This is a genomic window from Ruegeria sp. AH7 (assembly GCF_056541325.1).
Map to the genome: position 1 here is coordinate 132,214 of NZ_JBQFYF010000003.1, position 15,294 is coordinate 147,507.

13 protein-coding genes are annotated in these 15,294 nt (G+C 59.6%); 7 read left to right on the forward strand and 6 right to left on the reverse strand.

The genetic code is table 11. The annotated features are described in order from the left end of the window. Positions 1–58 precede the first annotated feature (58 nt). The 4 genes from serA to ACR0JX_RS08905 form a co-directional block, all read right to left on the reverse strand. Positions 59–1,654 carry a phosphoglycerate dehydrogenase gene (gene serA, locus ACR0JX_RS08890; protein ID WP_480543250.1) on the reverse strand — a complete coding sequence of 532 codons (1,596 nt, stop codon included), beginning with the start codon at positions 1,652–1,654 and terminating at the stop codon, positions 59–61. Positions 1,655–1,711: 57 nt separating this feature from the next. Further along, complete coding sequence (locus tag ACR0JX_RS08895) at positions 1,712–2,866, reverse strand: phosphoserine transaminase (protein ID WP_480543252.1); 1,155 nt, start codon at positions 2,864–2,866, stop codon at positions 1,712–1,714. A gap of 159 nt (positions 2,867–3,025) precedes the next feature. Further along, entirely contained in the window at positions 3,026–4,123 is a 1,098-nt protein-coding gene (locus ACR0JX_RS08900; RefSeq protein ID WP_480543254.1) for a Gfo/Idh/MocA family protein, read from the reverse strand. An 11-nt stretch (positions 4,124–4,134) separates the two neighbouring features. Continuing rightward, entirely contained in the window at positions 4,135–4,845 is a 711-nt protein-coding gene (locus ACR0JX_RS08905; protein WP_480543256.1) for a GntR family transcriptional regulator, read from the reverse strand. A 106-nt stretch (positions 4,846–4,951) separates the two neighbouring features. On the opposite strand from ACR0JX_RS08905, the gene ACR0JX_RS08910 reads away from it, so the two are divergent. From ACR0JX_RS08910 to ACR0JX_RS08935, 6 genes are read left to right on the forward strand one after another with little or no spacing between them, the layout of a single operon-like run. After that, positions 4,952–6,106, forward strand: a complete 1,155-nt coding sequence (locus tag ACR0JX_RS08910) for an LLM class flavin-dependent oxidoreductase (RefSeq protein WP_480543258.1) — start codon at positions 4,952–4,954, stop codon at positions 6,104–6,106. Then, entirely contained in the window at positions 6,106–6,996 is an 891-nt protein-coding gene (locus ACR0JX_RS08915) for an aldo/keto reductase (RefSeq protein WP_480543260.1), read from the forward strand. The genes ACR0JX_RS08910 and ACR0JX_RS08915 overlap by 1 nt, the downstream gene beginning before the upstream one ends. Further along, positions 6,996–7,511 carry a flavin reductase family protein gene (locus ACR0JX_RS08920; protein ID WP_480543747.1) on the forward strand — a complete coding sequence of 172 codons (516 nt, stop codon included), beginning with the start codon at positions 6,996–6,998 and terminating at the stop codon, positions 7,509–7,511. The genes ACR0JX_RS08915 and ACR0JX_RS08920 overlap by 1 nt, the downstream gene beginning before the upstream one ends. Before the next feature lie 53 nt (positions 7,512–7,564). After that, positions 7,565–8,152 (forward strand): TRAP transporter small permease, encoded by a 588-nt coding sequence (locus ACR0JX_RS08925; RefSeq protein ID WP_480543262.1) that lies wholly within the window; start codon positions 7,565–7,567, stop codon positions 8,150–8,152. Beyond that, positions 8,153–9,442, forward strand: a complete 1,290-nt coding sequence (locus ACR0JX_RS08930; protein ID WP_170533636.1) for a TRAP transporter large permease — start codon at positions 8,153–8,155, stop codon at positions 9,440–9,442. 24 nt (positions 9,443–9,466) lie between these two features. Continuing rightward, positions 9,467–10,528: a TRAP transporter substrate-binding protein gene (locus ACR0JX_RS08935; RefSeq protein ID WP_480543264.1), complete on the forward strand. Its 1,062-nt coding sequence runs from the start codon at positions 9,467–9,469 to the stop codon at positions 10,526–10,528. A 31-nt stretch (positions 10,529–10,559) separates the two neighbouring features. Here ACR0JX_RS08935 and ACR0JX_RS08940 read toward each other — a convergent pair whose 3' ends face one another. Beyond that, positions 10,560–11,030 (reverse strand): tetratricopeptide repeat protein, encoded by a 471-nt coding sequence (locus ACR0JX_RS08940; protein ID WP_480543266.1) that lies wholly within the window; start codon positions 11,028–11,030, stop codon positions 10,560–10,562. Between the two features lie 42 nt (positions 11,031–11,072). Between ACR0JX_RS08940 and ACR0JX_RS08945 the strand changes: the two genes are divergently transcribed. After that, positions 11,073–12,314 (forward strand): cytochrome-c peroxidase, encoded by a 1,242-nt coding sequence (locus tag ACR0JX_RS08945; RefSeq protein WP_480543268.1) that lies wholly within the window; start codon positions 11,073–11,075, stop codon positions 12,312–12,314. 23 nt (positions 12,315–12,337) lie between these two features. On the opposite strand, the gene gcvP is transcribed toward ACR0JX_RS08945, so the two are convergent. Then, positions 12,338–15,193: an aminomethyl-transferring glycine dehydrogenase gene (gene gcvP / locus ACR0JX_RS08950; protein ID WP_480543270.1), complete on the reverse strand. Its 2,856-nt coding sequence runs from the start codon at positions 15,191–15,193 to the stop codon at positions 12,338–12,340. Between the last annotated feature and the right edge of the window lie 101 nt (positions 15,194–15,294).

Below are 15,294 nucleotides of genomic sequence, written 5' to 3' on the forward strand. Positions count from 1 at the left end.
GAAAACACCCGCGCCTTGGGCGGCGCGGGCAAAGGATGTCTCAGAAACTCAACACACGCTAGGCGACGTCAAATTCCAGCGGTTTGATCTGAGTGAACAGACCCGTCTCGGCCAGCTTGGCGCGCGCCTCAGCCGGAACCGGTTCGTCGACATAAAGCAGCGCGATGGCCTCCCCACCCGCCTCGGACCGGCCTAGGGTAAAGTTCGCGATGTTCACGTCGTTCGCGCCCATGGTCTGGCCCAGCGCACCAATGATGCCCGGCACGTCCTCGTTGGTGGTGTAGAGCATATGCGCCCCGATTTCGGCATCGATATTGATGCCCTTAATCTGGATGAACCGCGGCTTGCCGTCGCTGAATACAGTGCCGCCGATGGAACGCTCGCGTTTTTCGGTCACCACGGTCACTTTGATGTAACCCTCAAACGCACCGGATTTGTCCTGATTGGTGGTCGAAATCTGGATACCCCGCTCGCGGGCCACAACGGGGGCCGAGACCATATTCACCTCGGGGTTGAACTTCTTCATGATCCCGGCAACGACCGAGCAATTCAGCGCAGCCAGGTTCATCTCAGCCGCCACACCGTCATAGAGGATGTTGATCGCCTTGATCGGTTCATCGGTCATCTGGCCGATGAAGCTACCCAAGTGACCAGCCAGCTTGATCCATGGGCCCATGACCTTGGCCTCTTCAGCCGTAACGCTGGGCATGTTCAGCGCGTTTTCCACAGCACCGGTCAGCAGGTAGTTCGAGATCTGCTCGGCCACTTGCAGGGCTACGTTTTCCTGCGCCTCGGTCGTTGCCGCACCAAGGTGAGGCGTGCAGACCACGTTGGGCAGGTTGAACAGGGCGTTTTCCTTGGCCGGTTCCTCGCTGAACACGTCAAAGGCCGCCCCTGCAACATGACCGGATCGCAGCGCCTCAGCCAAGGCTTCTTCGTCAACCAAACCGCCACGGGCACAGTTGACGATGCGCACACCCTTCTTGGTCTTGGCCAGATTCTCGCGGCTCAGAACATTGCGGGTCTGGTCGGTCAGCGGCACGTGCAGAGTGATGAAGTCAGCACGCGCCAGCAGCTCGTCCAGCTCGACCTTCTCCACACCCATCTGCGCGGCTTTCTCTTCGCCCAGATAGGGGTCATAGGCGACAACCTTCATCTTCAGACCAAGCGCACGCTCGCAGACGATACCGCCGATATTGCCCGCCCCGATCACGCCAAGGGTCTTGTTGGTCAGCTCGATCCCCATGAACTTGGACTTTTCCCATTTGCCCGCGTGGGTCGAGGTGCTGGCTTCGGGGATTTGCCGCGCTACGGCAAACATCATCGCAATCGCGTGCTCTGCCGTAGTGATCATGTTGCCGAACGGCGTGTTCATGACGATCACGCCCTTTTTCGAGGCCGCATCCTTATCGATATTATCAGTACCAATCCCGGCACGACCGATCACTTTCAGCTTGTCGGCCTTCTCCAGAATGGTCGGTGTGACCTTGGTGGCCGAACGAATAGCAAGACCGTCATACTGACCGATCACCTCGGCCAGTTTGTCTTTGTCCTTGCCCAGATCGGGCATGAAATCCACATCGATACCGCGATCGCGGAAAATCTGCACGGCGGTTTCGCTGAGCTTGTCAGATACGAGTACTTTGGGGGCCATGTTCTCTGGTCCTTGAATTGTATGGAAGGTCCGGGCCTTGGACGGCCCGGTGAAAAGTCAGGCAGCCTCAGACTGCGCCGCAATCTCGGCCTCAAAAGCCCATGCCAGCCAAGGCAGCATCGCTTCGATGTTCGAAGTATCGACCGTACCGCCGCACCAGATACGCAAGCCCGCAGGGGCATCGCGATAAGCTCCGATGTCCAATGCGATGTTCTCGGCCTCAAGCCGTTTGGCCACGGCTTTCGCGAATGCTGCACCGTCTCGAATGCGGGCATCGGTGAACTTCAAGCACACGGATGTGTTCGAACGCGTCGCCGCATCCTCGGCCAGGTTGGCAATCCAGCCATTCTGGTCGCAAAACGCATGCAGCGCACCAGCATTGGCATCGGCCCGGGCGATCAACCCCTGCAACCCGCCAACCGAGCGCGCCCAGTCCAGCGCGAACAGGTAATCCTCAACCGCCAGCATCGAGGGCGTGTTGATGGTCGCGCCGGTGAAAATCCCGTCGATCAACTTGCCGCCCTTGGTCAGGCGGAAAATCTTCGGCAGCGGCCAGGCCGGGGTGTAGCTTTCCAGCCGCTCGACTGCGCGCGGGCTTAGGATCAGCATCCCGTGGGCCGCTTCGCCGCCCAGCACTTTTTGCCAGCTGAAGGTGGTCACATCCAGCTTGTCCCACGGCAGGTCCATCGCAAACGCTGCCGAGGTTGCATCACTGATTGTCAGGCCCTGACGGTCATCGGCGATCCAATCGCCATTGGGAACGCGCACGCCAGAGGTTGTGCCGTTCCATGTAAACACCACGTCATTGGCGAAATCGACCGAAGTCAGATCAACGATCTGCCCATATTCTGCAGTCTTGACCTCAGCGTCGATCTTCAACTGCTTGACCACGTCAGTTACCCAACCGGCACCAAAGCTTTCCCAGGCCAGCATCTCGACCTTGCGTTCACCCAGCAGCGACCAAAGCGCCATCTCAACCGCGCCGGTGTCCGAGGCGGGAACAATGCCGATCTTGTAGTTTGCCGGAATGCCCAGAATCTCACGCGTGCCTTCGATGGCCGCTTTCAGCTTGTCCTTCCCAACAGCAGCGCGGTGCGAACGACCCAATGCAGCGTCGGCCAGTTTGGACAGATCAAATGTGGGAGGTTTGGCACAGGGGCCCGAGGAAAAACGCGGATTGGCCGGCCGCGTTGCCGGTTGTTCAATGCTCATCTGTATTACCCTTCCAGATACACGCCCCTCGTTGGGGAGGGGTGTCCCACGGGCAGAGCTATTGCCTCAAAAACCTCTCAGCAAGCGGAAAAGACCTTTCCAATGCCAAAAACGACATTGGAAATCGCGTTTATCGGGAACACAGGTTTCCTATCGGCATCACGGGTCAAAACGAACTGTCTCTCCAGTTGCCAGCGCCTGCTGTGCCGCCAGCCCCATGCGAACCGCCCATAGACCGTCCTGAAGTGAGACATCCGGCGCAGCACGTTGACCGCGCACAAGTTCCAGAAACCCCTGATGCTGATAGAAGGTCGAGCCATTGTGGTCCCCGGCCGCCAGCAACTTGGGGTCAACCGGGATGTCTTTTGACACAGGTCCTTTAGGATCACGCGGGCTGACAATCAGCTGTGGCACCGGCGGCTTGCCCAAATGATCGGGCCAGAACCGACCTGGGCCGGGCACCAGCGCCTCGATCTTGGCCTTAGGACCGACGGCAGAGACCTCTTCCTGAAACCGCGATCCTTCGGCGAACATGCATAGTTCCAGCATCGCCCGCGCCCCGTTGGCGAAATCGACCAGCACATAGCCGTGGTCCAGAATGTCGGGCGTTTCGCCGCCGTAGTCTTCGTTCAGATGGTTCACGGCCTGCCCTCCACTTGCGGTGATCCGCACCGGATCCGCGCGCAGGATCAGGCGCATCAGGTCGAAGAAGTGACAGCATTTTTCGACGAAAGTGCCGCCGGTATTGCGATTGAACCGGTTCCAGTTGCCGACCTTGCCCAGAAACGGGAACCGATGTTCACGGATCGACAGCATCTGAACGCCGCCCGTCACATCCGCCTGATCAATCAAGGCGGCAATGGGCGGCATATAACGATACTCCATCGCCACCCAGATCGGATGGGGGTAATCCCGCTGTATCTGCTCGAGCCGCGCTGCATCCGCAGGGTCCGTGAACAAGGGCTTCTCGACAAGAAGCGGCAATGGGCGCGTATCTGCAATCTCACAGATTTGATCCACATGTAGATGGTTGGGGCTGGCGATGACGATGCAATCCAGATTCTCGACCGACAGAAATTCCTGCACCGACCCGACCATCACGGCCTCAGGCGCAATGGTCTGGGCGGTCGCCGCCATGCCCGGATCGGGCTCATAGATCGCCGCAACGCACGTCCCCTCCAGTAAAGCGATATTGTGCAGGTGCTCCTGCCCCATCATGCCGCATCCGATCAGCCCGTAGTGGATGGTCCGGGTCATGCGTTTTCCTTTTACTTCAAACGTTGGACATAGGTGGCCCGATCCGGATCGAACCATGTTTTTGAAAACTCGACGGGTTCAGCCTTTTCCGACCAGCTGAACCGCTCGATATACCCCACCGTTTCCCCGGCAAGTTTGGTGAAAGTCTCAGGCGTCCAGTAGGGCAGTTTCCCGACCGAAACCCTGTCTTCCGCCCGCGTGATCCAGAACCCAAGCTGTCGCTGATAATAGCGATAAAGCGAGTCCGACAGCAGGCTGCGATCGATCCGACCGGCTGATTCGTCCAGCCAGATCTCCTCGACCGCGATGATTGTGTCATTCAGATAGCGCATCCGCCGCACGCGCGAACCTCGGCTTGATGCCCCGAATTCGGGCAGATCGGCGGGCTTTTCCACCTGATCTACAGACAGGATATCCGCGCGCGGCAAGCCACCACCTTCGGGCAGTTCTAGCCGGAACATTGCGTAAACGCTATTTTGCGTTCCCGTCTCACGCACATAGTTGCCCGAGCCCTGTATCCGCTCCAGCATGCCTTTTTTCTCAAGCTCGGCGAGCGATTTTCGCAACGTCCCGACCGAAACCTTTAGCTCGGCCGCCATGTCCCGTTCCGGCGGCAGACGCTCGCCATCAATCATGCGACCTGCCGCGATTTCGCGGATCAGTAGCTCTGCGATCTGAACATAGATCGGCAAGGCATTGGGGTTTCGGTTGGTCGTGGTCACTTGCGCGCGCTTCACTGGGTCGCAGGAAAAATTGATACACTATTGATCTACATCAATGTGCTTGCTACGCAAGAGGAAAGTCAAAGATGTACGGAGTGTGAATCAAATGACCATCGTCCCCATCACATCCCCCGATCTGGATGCGGCCGAGGTTTCGTGGTTTGCAGCACTTTGCTCGGATGACTACCAGTTTCTTGGCGTACCTGACGGCAATCTGCGTTCGAGCTGGGATCATTGTTCCGGCATCGTCAAAGAGGCCGAAGCGCAGGGGTTCCGCAACATCCTGTGCCCCTCGTCCTATCAGGTCGGTCAGGACACGCTGAGTTTCGTCGCCGGCTGCGCCCCGATCACCGAAAAGATCAACCTGCTGGCCGCCGTGCGGTGCGGTGAGATGCAGCCGATCATGCTGGCCCGTACCATTGCGACGCTGGACCACATGCTGAAGGGTCGGCTGACGGTCAACATCATCTCCTCAGATTTCCCCGGTGAGAAAGCCGATAGCGCGTTCCGCTATCAGCGCTCGCGCGAAGTGGTCGAGATCCTGAAACAGGCCTGGACGCAGGATGAGATCAATCATGCGGGTGAGGTCTATAACTTCTCGGGCCTGACCACGGATCCGGCCAAGCCGTATCAGACCGGCGGGCCGCTGCTCTATTTCGGAGGGTATTCTCCGTCAGCGCTGGATCTGTGTGGCGAGCATTGCGATGTGTATCTGATGTGGCCCGAAACTAAGGATCAACTGGCCGAGCGGATGAAGGCGGTTCACGCGGTTGCCGAGAACTACAACCGCACGCTGGATTACGGCCTGCGCGTCCACATGATCGTCCGCGATACCGAGGCCGAGGCGCAGGATTATGCGGACTACATAGTCTCGAAACTGGATGACGAATATGGCCGCGCGATCCGCGAACGGGCGCTGGATTCTACCTCGCTGGGCGTGGCGCATCAGGCCAAGAACCGCGATTTGGCGGACGAATATGGCTATGTCGAGCCGGGTCTGTGGACGGGCGTGGGCCGGGCACGTTCCGGCTGTGGCGCGGCTCTGGTGGGCTCGACCGATCAGGTGATGACCAAGATCGAGGAATACCAGAAGATGGGTATCCGCGCTTTCATCTTCTCGGGCTATCCGCACATGGACGAAGCCAAGCACTTTGGTGCCCGCGTGATGCCCAACCTGAAAACCTGCTCGCTGCCCGAAGCCTACGGGCGGGTCCCTGCAAACACCCCGGCGACCCCGCTGGGCAATGGAGTTCGTCGCTGATGCAACGTGTGAAACTATCCGACACGCTGGAAATGAGCCGCCTTGTCTATGGCATGTGGCGGCTGGGCGATGACAGCGATACGTCCGTGGGTCATGTCGAGGCTAAGATTCAATCTTGTCTGGATCAGGGCATCACCACCTTTGATCAGGCTGACATCTATGGCGGCTACGCTGCTGAGGCTGTTCTGGGCAATGCCTTGCGCGCCAATCCCAGCCTACGCAAACAGATGGAAATCGTCACCAAATGTGACATCGTGGCGCCGATGGGCCGATATTCGGACGCCAAGGTCAAATACTATGACACCTCGCGCGACCATATTTTGAAATCAGTCGACACCTCGCTGACAGAAATGGCGATTGATCATATCGACCTGCTGCTGATCCACCGCCCCGACCCGTTCATGGACCACAACGAAACCGGTGCCGCACTGGATGAGGTTGTCGCCAGTGGCAAGGTCGGCGCGGTCGGCGTGTCGAACTTCCGCCCCTGGGACTGGTCGCTGCTGCAATCGGCGATGAAAACACAACTGGTCACCAACCAGATCGAGATCTCTCTGGGAGAGATCAGCCCCTTCACCAATGGCGATCTGGCCTTTCACCAGCAGCATGGGCAACCAATCATGGCATGGTCGCCTCTGGGTGGCGGTCTTCTGATGGCCGGGAACCCGCCCGTCGGTGTCGTCGCGGATGAGATCGCAGCCGAGTTTGGCGTGGATCGCGCTGCCGTGGCCGTGGCGTTCCTGTTGGCTCATCCGGCAAATATCCTGCCGGTTATGGGCACAAATAACCTGAACCGCATCAAAAACATCTCGGACGCTCTGAAAGTCAAACTGGATCGTGAAAGCTGGTATCGCCTCTATGAGACGGCACTTGGGCATGAGGTACCATGATGAATGCAATCTCAAAGGACATGACCCACACCTTCGTTCCGCATAAGGACGACACCCGCACCCTGCGCGATGCCTTTGGCCGCTTTGCCACGGGCGTCACCATCGTGACCTGCGACAGCACCGATGGCCCGGTTTGCATCACCGCGAACAGCTTTTCGTCCCTTTCACTGGACCCGCCGCTGATCATGTGGGCAGGCGATCGCAACTCACGCCGTTTTCCCTATTTTCACAAGGCCCGCCATTTCACCGTACATGTGCTATCGTCCGAACAGGCCGAGCTGTGCTTTGGGTGCTCCAAAGACGCCCACGCCCTGCGTGAGATCGAACATGAGCGCTGCGAGAATGGTACGCCGCTGCTGTCGGATTGCCTGGCGCGGTTTGAATGCGAACAACATGCCTATCACGATGCGGGCGATCATGTGATCGTGGTGGGCAAAGTCCTGAAGGCCAGCATGAGCGATGGAGACGCGCTGACCTTCTATGCCGGGAAACTCGGCCAATTCGCGCAACACTAAGCGCGATCTGACGACCGCAGGAGAAACCTGCGGCTGCACAAGGGAGGATCCGCATGGGCGGACTGGCATCGGTGCTTGCGCCGATTGCATTCGTGAACGAAACCGCGCTGCGCCTGGGCCGCGCGGTTGGCGTCGTTGCGATTGCATTGATGGTGATCGCGATCCTGATTCAGGTGTTCTTTCGATACGTGCTGGGCAATGCTCTGCCCTGGCCGGATGAAGCCGCGCGATTCTGTATGTTGTGGATGACCGGCCTGATGGCCCCCACCGCCTTTCGGCGCGGTGGCTTTGTAGCCATCGACATGGTGCCATTGATGCTGCCGCGCGTTGTCGGGCAGGTGCTGACCCTGTTCCTGCTGGTGGTCTCACTGGCGGTGTTGCTGGTCGCCGTTAATATCGGATGGTCCGAGGTCACCGGATTTGGCGGCAAATTCGCGACTGCTGCTTTGTACCTGCCCACCTCCCTCGGGTTCGACGAATGGTATCGCATCCCGCGCAGCTGGATGATGGCCTCACTGCTGGTGGGGATCATCCTGCTGATTTCTGTAAATATCGAGCTGGTCCTGCGTTCAGTCGTGACCCTCATGGGTGGCGGACATCTGTTGCCTGAAATTCCTGATGCGCCAGCGGGGGCTGAATAAATGCTGATCTGGTTCCTGCCCACATTCCTGGTTTTCCTCATCATCGGCCTGCCGGTCTTCTTCGCCTTGCTGGCCGCACCTGGCATCCTGCTTTGGCTAAACGGCCAAACAAACGACATCACGCTGTTGTATCGCAATGTCTACAATGGCATGGACAGCTTTCCGCTGATGGCGATCCCCTTCTTTATGCTGGCCGGAGAGTTGATGAACCGCGGCGGCATTACCATCCGCTTGGTCGAGTTCAGCCAGGCGCTGATGGGCCACCTGCGCGGCGGTCTGGCACATGTGAACGTGCTGAGTTCGATCCTCTTCGCAGGCCTCTCGGGGTCGGCGGTGGCTGATACCTCGGCCCTTGGGTCGATGCTGATCCCGGCGATGGAAAAACAGGGCTACACCCGCAAATTCGCCGCAGCAATTACAGCGGCGAGTTCTGTGATCGGCCCGATCATCCCGCCCTCGGGCATCATGATCATCTACGCCTATGTCATGGGCGAAAGCGTTGCGGCACTGTTCCTGGCCGGTATCGTGCCGGGCGTGATGGTCGGCGTCGGCCTGATGCTGATGATCAAATTCATGGCCGACAAGTATGATTTCCCCGTCGCCAGCCGCAAATACACCTGGGGTGAACGGCGTCAGGCCAGCCTCAAAGCGTTTTTCCCGCTGCTGACTCCGGTGATCATTCTGGGCGGAATTCTGGGCGGTATCTTCACACCGACCGAGGCCGCCGCCGTGGCTGTAGGATATGCCTTCATCATCGGCTTTTTTGTCCTGCGCACGCTGACGCTGAAAGAGGTGCCCGAGATCCTCAGCAATGCAGGCCTGACCTCGGCCGTGGTTCTACTGCTGGTCGGGGCCGCGATGGCGTTCAAAACCGTTGTCAGCCTCAGCCACGCACCGGAACAATTGGCCTCGCTGATCCTCAGCCTGTCGGAGAATCCGCTGATCCTGCTGTTCCTGATCAACCTGCTTCTGTTTGTCGTCGGCATGTTCTTGGATGCGGGACCGGCGATCATCATCCTCGGCCCAATCCTTGGCCCCATCTTCACCAGCCTTGGGGTCGATCCGATCCATTTCGCTATCATCATGAGCGTCAATCTGACGGTTGGCCTGGCCACGCCGCCCATGGGGCTGGTGTTGTTCGTGGCCGCTGCCGTATCGCGCGAGAAGGTCGAGACCATCGCCAAGGCCATTCTGCCGTTCCTGGCCGTTGAAATCATCGTGATCTTTCTGATCACCTATATCCCCGCAATATCCATGACGATCCCGAGGATAACGGGATTTGCAAACTAACTGAGATCCATAGGGAGGAAACGCATGCTCAGAAACTTCATCAAAACCGCAGCGGTGGCCACGTCACTGGTGGCGGCATCTGCCATAGCGGCAACCGCAGCCGATTACACGTTGCGCGCCACGGCCAACTCGAACGAAAACGATGAGGACTATGACGGTCTGATCGTCTTCAAGAACTATGTCGAGGCCGCGTCAAACGGCGCCATCGAGGTGGAACTGTTCATTGGCACGCAGCTATGTTCGAACGGTGCGGAATGCCTGCAAGGTGTGGCTGACGGTACCATTGATATCTATATCTCAACTTCGGGCGGCGCGTCCGGCATCTTTCCTTACGTGCAGGTTCTGGACCTGCCGTATTTGATGGCCGATGACCGCATTGCGGAACATGTCCTGTCCGGCGACTTCACCCGTACCATGCGTGACATGGCGCTGGAGGATTCCGGCGGCGCGATCCGTCTGATGACCATCGGCAACACCGGCGGCTGGCGCAACTTTGCGAACACGCAACGGCGCATCGCTGAACCTGCCGATATGGACGGTCTGAAAATCCGCACCGTGGTCGCCGACCTGCCGCAGGAACTGGTCAAGGCGCTGGGTGCATCGCCCACCCCGATCCCGTGGCCTGAACTGTTCACCAGCTTCCAGACTGGCGTTGTTGAGGGTTCCAAAAATGGCATCACAGACATCATGGGCATGAAATTCCCGGATGCGGGCCTGCAATATGTCACGCTGGACGGCCACGCCTATATGGGCGCGCTTTGGTGGATGAACAATGCGAAGTTCCAGGAGATGCCCGAGGACATGCGCCGCGTCGTCGTTGACGGTTTCTATGCGTTGCAACAGGCCACTTTTGCCTCGCCCAAGCGCAAGTCGATTCAAGCCTATGAAGACTTCGTCGCCGGTGGCGGTGACCTCTATGTTCTGACACCTGATCAGAAGGCCGCGTTCAAAGAAGCCGCTACTCCGGTTTATGACTGGTTCCAGTCCAACGTTACCCGCGGTGATGAGATCTTTGTTGCGCTGACCGATGCAGTTACAGCGGCTGAGGCCGACGTAAATGCCTCACGCGACGCTGACCTGAACTAAGACAATGGGTCGGGCCCAGAAGGCCCGGCCCTCACCGAAACGGGTACATCCAACCCTTATAGTCATTCACCAGAACATGCGCCTTTTCGATTTGCTCCGGCGACATTTTCTTGACCACTTCCTCAAGGCTGATCGCCGCGTCGGGGTCGCCGCCAATGGCGCTGAGCGTGTACCACATATAGGCCCGCACCAGATCGGGCGCGGGCATGCCCAGACCAAGCTCATAATACCAGCCAACACCCGATTGCGCCCCCGGATGCCCCTTCATCGAGGCGCGCAGATACCATTCGAACGCGCGTTCATAGTCTTGTTCGACACCCAGCCCCAACCCGTACATCACGCCGATCAATTCCTCGGCCTCGGCATTGCCGGACCGCGCCGCTGGCAACAGCTCCTCACGCGCGGCCTCAAAGTCCCCAGCTTCCATCATGTCGCGCGCCTGCTCCAACTCGGCCAGCGCCGGGGATGCGAACAGGCAAAGGGCATATACAAACTGACGCATGGGGCTGCTTTCCTTCTGGCCGGGGCTGCAGCGGCACAAGATTTGCCGCGTCCGCTGACGGATGCTGATTTTATCCCCTTTGATATGGAACAGGCCGCCATCGGTCATCAACTGTTTTACGATCCGATCCTGTCGGGCAACCAGAACATCTCTTGCGCCCATTGCCATCACCCGGATTTCGGTACCTCGGATGGGCTGTCTTTAGGCATAGGCGAAGGTGGTGAGGGTCTGGGCCCGGATCGCACACCCGGCACTGGGATCGATAGAATCCGCAAGCGCATTCCCCGCAATTCACCTGGGCTGTGGAACCTCGGCGCTCAGGACATCAACACAGTGTTTCACGATGGCCGTCTGAGCATATCGGATGTCTACGGCAACGGCTTCAATTCACCGGCGCAGGAATGGTTGCCCGAAGGGTTGAACTCATTGCTCGCTGCGCAGGCGCTGTTTCCCTTGACGTCGCAATTCGAGATGGCCGGGAATGTCGGCGAAAATCCGGTGACCGGAGCGGTCGCTGACCGGATCGATCTGGGCTGGCCCATTCTGGCCAAACGCGTCCGCACCAATCCGCGTTACGGACCGGCTATGATTAAGGCATTCGACGAAGTCGAAAATACCGAAGACATCACGATCACACAAATTGCAAATGCTCTGGCCGCGTTCATGGCCATCGAATGGCGCAGCACTGACAGCCCGTTTGATCGGTACCTGGCGGGTGATGCCACGGCGCTCACGGACGCTCAGAAAGACGGTATGAGCCTGTTCTATGGCAAGGCCAATTGCGCGACCTGCCATGCCGGCCAGCTGATGACAGACCAGCGATTTCACGCTTTAGGCCTGCCCCCCTTTGGCCCTGGACGAACCCGCCAATGGGACCCTTATGCGCGCGATGTTGGCCGCATGGGCGAAAGCAACCGGATCGAGGATGCCTATCGCTTCCGCACACCGATGCTGCGTAACGTCGCCCTGACCGCGCCCTATGGCCATAACGGCGCCTTCCCCGATCTGGACACGATGATCCGCCACCATTTGAACCCGCAGGCCAGCCTTTCGAATTGGACACCGGATTCGGCGGCCCTGCCCGCGGTCCCGTGGCTGCAAAAAGCGGATTTTGTCGTCTGGCAAGACCGGTTCGAAATGCAGCGGGTGCGCAACACAATCGACATTTCCCCGGTGGTTCTTACCGACACGGAAATCAACGCACTCATTGCGTTCCTGAACGCCCTAACAGGCACGAACGTGGACACACCGCCTTTTGGTGTGCCCAAAGATTTCAAGCCGTAAAGTGCCCCCCTTGGGGGGTGTTTTTACTCTGCGGCGTCTTGGTATTCGGTCATTGGTGGGCATGTGCAGATGAGGTTTCGGTCGCCATATGCGTTATCGACGCGGTTGACGGGGGACCAGTATTTGTCGACGCCCATGGAGCCCGGGGGGAAGCAGGCCTGTTCGCGGGTGTAAGGCCGATCCCAGTCGCCGACCAGATCGCGCACCGTGTGGGGGGCGTTTTTCAGCGGGTTGTTTTCCGCGTCGATGGTGCCATCGATGATGTCTTGCGCCTCGGATCGGATCGAGAGCATGGCGTCGCAGAAGCGGTCCAGCTCGGCCTTGGGTTCCGATTCCGTGGGCTCGACCATCAGGGTGCCTGCCACCGGCCAGGACATGGTCGGCGCATGGAAGCCTGAATCGATCAGGCGCTTGGCCACATCGTCGACGGTCACATGCGCCGCGGCGTCCAAGGGGCGGGTGTCGAGGATGCATTCATGCGCCACACGACCGGTCTCGGAGGTGTAGAGGATGGGATAAGCATCCTTGAGCCGCGCCGCGATGTAGTTGGCGTTCAGGATCGCCACTTTGGTCGCTTGCGTCAGGCCCGCGCCGCCCATCAGCAGCACATAGGCCCATGAGACCGGCAGAATGGACGGCGAGCCGAAGGGCGCGGCCGAGACCGGACCCACGGCGGTGCCGTATTCCGGGTGGCCGGGCAGGTGCTCAGTCAGATGCGCCTTGACGCCGATCGGGCCCATGCCGGGGCCGCCGCCGCCATGGGGGATGCAGAAGGTCTTGTGCAGGTTCAGGTGGCTGACATCGCCGCCAATGTCACCGGGACGCGACAGACCCACCATGGCGTTCATGTTGGCCCCGTCGATATAGACCTGACCGCCATGATCATGGGTGATCTGGCAGACCTCTTGCACGGTGGTCTCAAACACGCCATGGGTCGAGGGGTAGGTGATCATGCAGCCGGCCAGATGATCGGAATGCTTCTCGGCCTTGGCGCGGAAGTCGTTCAGATCGATATTGCCATTCTCATCCGCCAGAACCGGCACAACCTGCCAGCCGACCATCTGGGCCGAAGCCGGGTTGGTGCCATGCGCCGAGGTTGGGATCAGGCAGACGTTCCGCTGACCCTCGCCACGGGCGAAGTGATAATTGCGGATGGTCAAGAGACCCGCATATTCCCCCTGTGCGCCCGAGTTGGGCTGCTGCGAGATCGCGTCATAGCCGGTGATCTGGCACAGCTTGTCGTTCAGATCGGCAATCATCTCGTGATAGCCCTGCGCCTGATCTTGCGGCACAAACGGGTGCAGATTGCCGAACTCGGGCCAGGTGACCGGGATCATCTCGATCGTGGCGTTCAGCTTCATGGTGCACGAGCCCAGCGGGATCATCGCCCGGTCCAGCGCCAGGTCGCGGTCGGCCAGACGGCGCATATAGCGGGTGATCTCGGCCTCGGCCCGGTTCTGGTGGAAGATCGGGTGGGTCAGGTATGCGCTTTCGCGCAGGGCGTAATCGGGCAGACGGTAATCGACATTTGCGCTGTCATCCTGACGGTCGATGCCGAAGGCGCCCCAGACGGCCTCGATGGTCTCGGGCCGGGTCTGTTCGTCCAGGCTTATGCCAACCTTGGTCTCGCCCACCTTGCGCAGGTTCACACCACGCGCGACGGCGGCCTCCATCACTGTTGTCTGCAGGGGACCGACCTCAACCGTGATCGTATCGAAGAACACTTCCGGTTCCACGGCAAAGCCCGCCTCTTCCAGACCGGCCGCCAGACGCGAGGTCTTGCGGTGTACCGATTGCGCGATGGCCTTGATGCCATCAGGGCCGTGATAGACCGCATACATCGAGGCAATCACCGCCAGCAGCGCCTGCGCGGTGCAGACATTCGAGTTCGCCTTCTCACGCCGGATATGCTGTTCGCGGGTTTGCAGCGACAAGCGGTAGGCCTTGTTGCCGCGGCTGTCGATCGACACACCGATGATCCGGCCCGGCATCGAGCGCTTCAGCTTGTCGGTGGTCGCCATATAAGCCGCGTGCGGGCCACCATAGCCCATCGGCACACCAAAGCGCTGGGTCGAGCCGATGGCGATATCCGCGCCCATCTCACCAGGGGATTTCAGCAGGGCCAGCGACAGGATGTCGGCGGCGACAATGGCGATGGCTTTGTGCTCATGCAGCGCGGCGATTTCCGATGTGAAGTCGCGCACGTGGCCATGGGTGCCCGGGTACTGGAAGATCGCGCCAAAGACGGCGCCCGCATCCAGCGTGTCCGGATCGGCGACCTGCACGTCGATGCCCAGAGGTTCGGCGCGGGTTTTGATCACCGCGATGGTCTGCGGGTGGCAGTTCTTGTCGACAAAGAAGGCCGCGTTGTTGGCTTTCGAACGCCCGCCGCGCTTGGCCATCGCCATGGCTTCGGCCGCAGCAGTGGCTTCGTCCAGCAAGGAGGCATTGGCCACATCCAGCCCGGTCAGATCGCTGACCATGGTCTGGAAGTTCAACAGCGCCTCAAGACGGCCCTGGCTGATCTCGGGCTGATAGGGCGTATAGGCGGTGTACCAGGCCGGGTTTTCCAGGATGTTGCGCAGGATCGGCGCAGGCGTCGTGGTGCCGTAATAGCCCTGACCGATCAGCGAGGTCAGAACGGTGTTCTTGCTCGCCACCTCTTTCATGTGAAAGAGCGCATCGCGTTCCGTCATCGCCGGACCCCAGTCCAGCGGCTCTTTCTGGCGGATCGCGGGCGGGACGGTGGCGTCGATCAGCTGGTCCAGCGTCTTGAAGCCGATCACCTTGAGCATGTCGCGCATCTCGGTCGGGCTGGGCCCGATATGGCGGCGGTTGGCGAAGTCATAGGCTTCGTAATCGGTCAGTTTGAAGGCCATGTGGTGCGCTCCTCAAGGATAGATCAGGCCCGACGGAGACGGCAGGAGCCTCCGGCGGGTGTATTTGGAAAAAGATGAAGGGGCGGATCCGCGCAAGGATC

Bases quoted from the DNA above. Each gene is read 5' to 3' on its own strand.
- serA (WP_480543250.1), bottom strand. From the start codon at position 1,654: ATGGCCCCCAAAGTACTCGTATCTGACAAGCTCAGCGAAACCGCCGTG.
- ACR0JX_RS08895 (WP_480543252.1), bottom strand. From the start codon at position 2,866: ATGAGCATTGAACAACCGGCAACGCGGCCGGCCAATCCGCGTTTTTCC.
- ACR0JX_RS08900 (WP_480543254.1), bottom strand. From the start codon at position 4,123: ATGACCCGGACCATCCACTACGGGCTGATCGGATGCGGCATGATGGGG.
- ACR0JX_RS08910 (WP_480543258.1), top strand. From the start codon at position 4,952: ATGACCATCGTCCCCATCACATCCCCCGATCTGGATGCGGCCGAGGTT.
- ACR0JX_RS08915 (WP_480543260.1), top strand. From the start codon at position 6,106: ATGCAACGTGTGAAACTATCCGACACGCTGGAAATGAGCCGCCTTGTC.
- ACR0JX_RS08920 (WP_480543747.1), top strand. From the start codon at position 6,996: ATGAATGCAATCTCAAAGGACATGACCCACACCTTCGTTCCGCATAAG.
- ACR0JX_RS08925 (WP_480543262.1), top strand. From the start codon at position 7,565: ATGGGCGGACTGGCATCGGTGCTTGCGCCGATTGCATTCGTGAACGAA.
- ACR0JX_RS08930 (WP_170533636.1), top strand. From the start codon at position 8,153: ATGCTGATCTGGTTCCTGCCCACATTCCTGGTTTTCCTCATCATCGGC.
- ACR0JX_RS08935 (WP_480543264.1), top strand. From the start codon at position 9,467: ATGCTCAGAAACTTCATCAAAACCGCAGCGGTGGCCACGTCACTGGTG.
- ACR0JX_RS08940 (WP_480543266.1), bottom strand. From the start codon at position 11,030: ATGCGTCAGTTTGTATATGCCCTTTGCCTGTTCGCATCCCCGGCGCTG.
- gcvP (WP_480543270.1), bottom strand. From the start codon at position 15,193: ATGGCCTTCAAACTGACCGATTACGAAGCCTATGACTTCGCCAACCGC.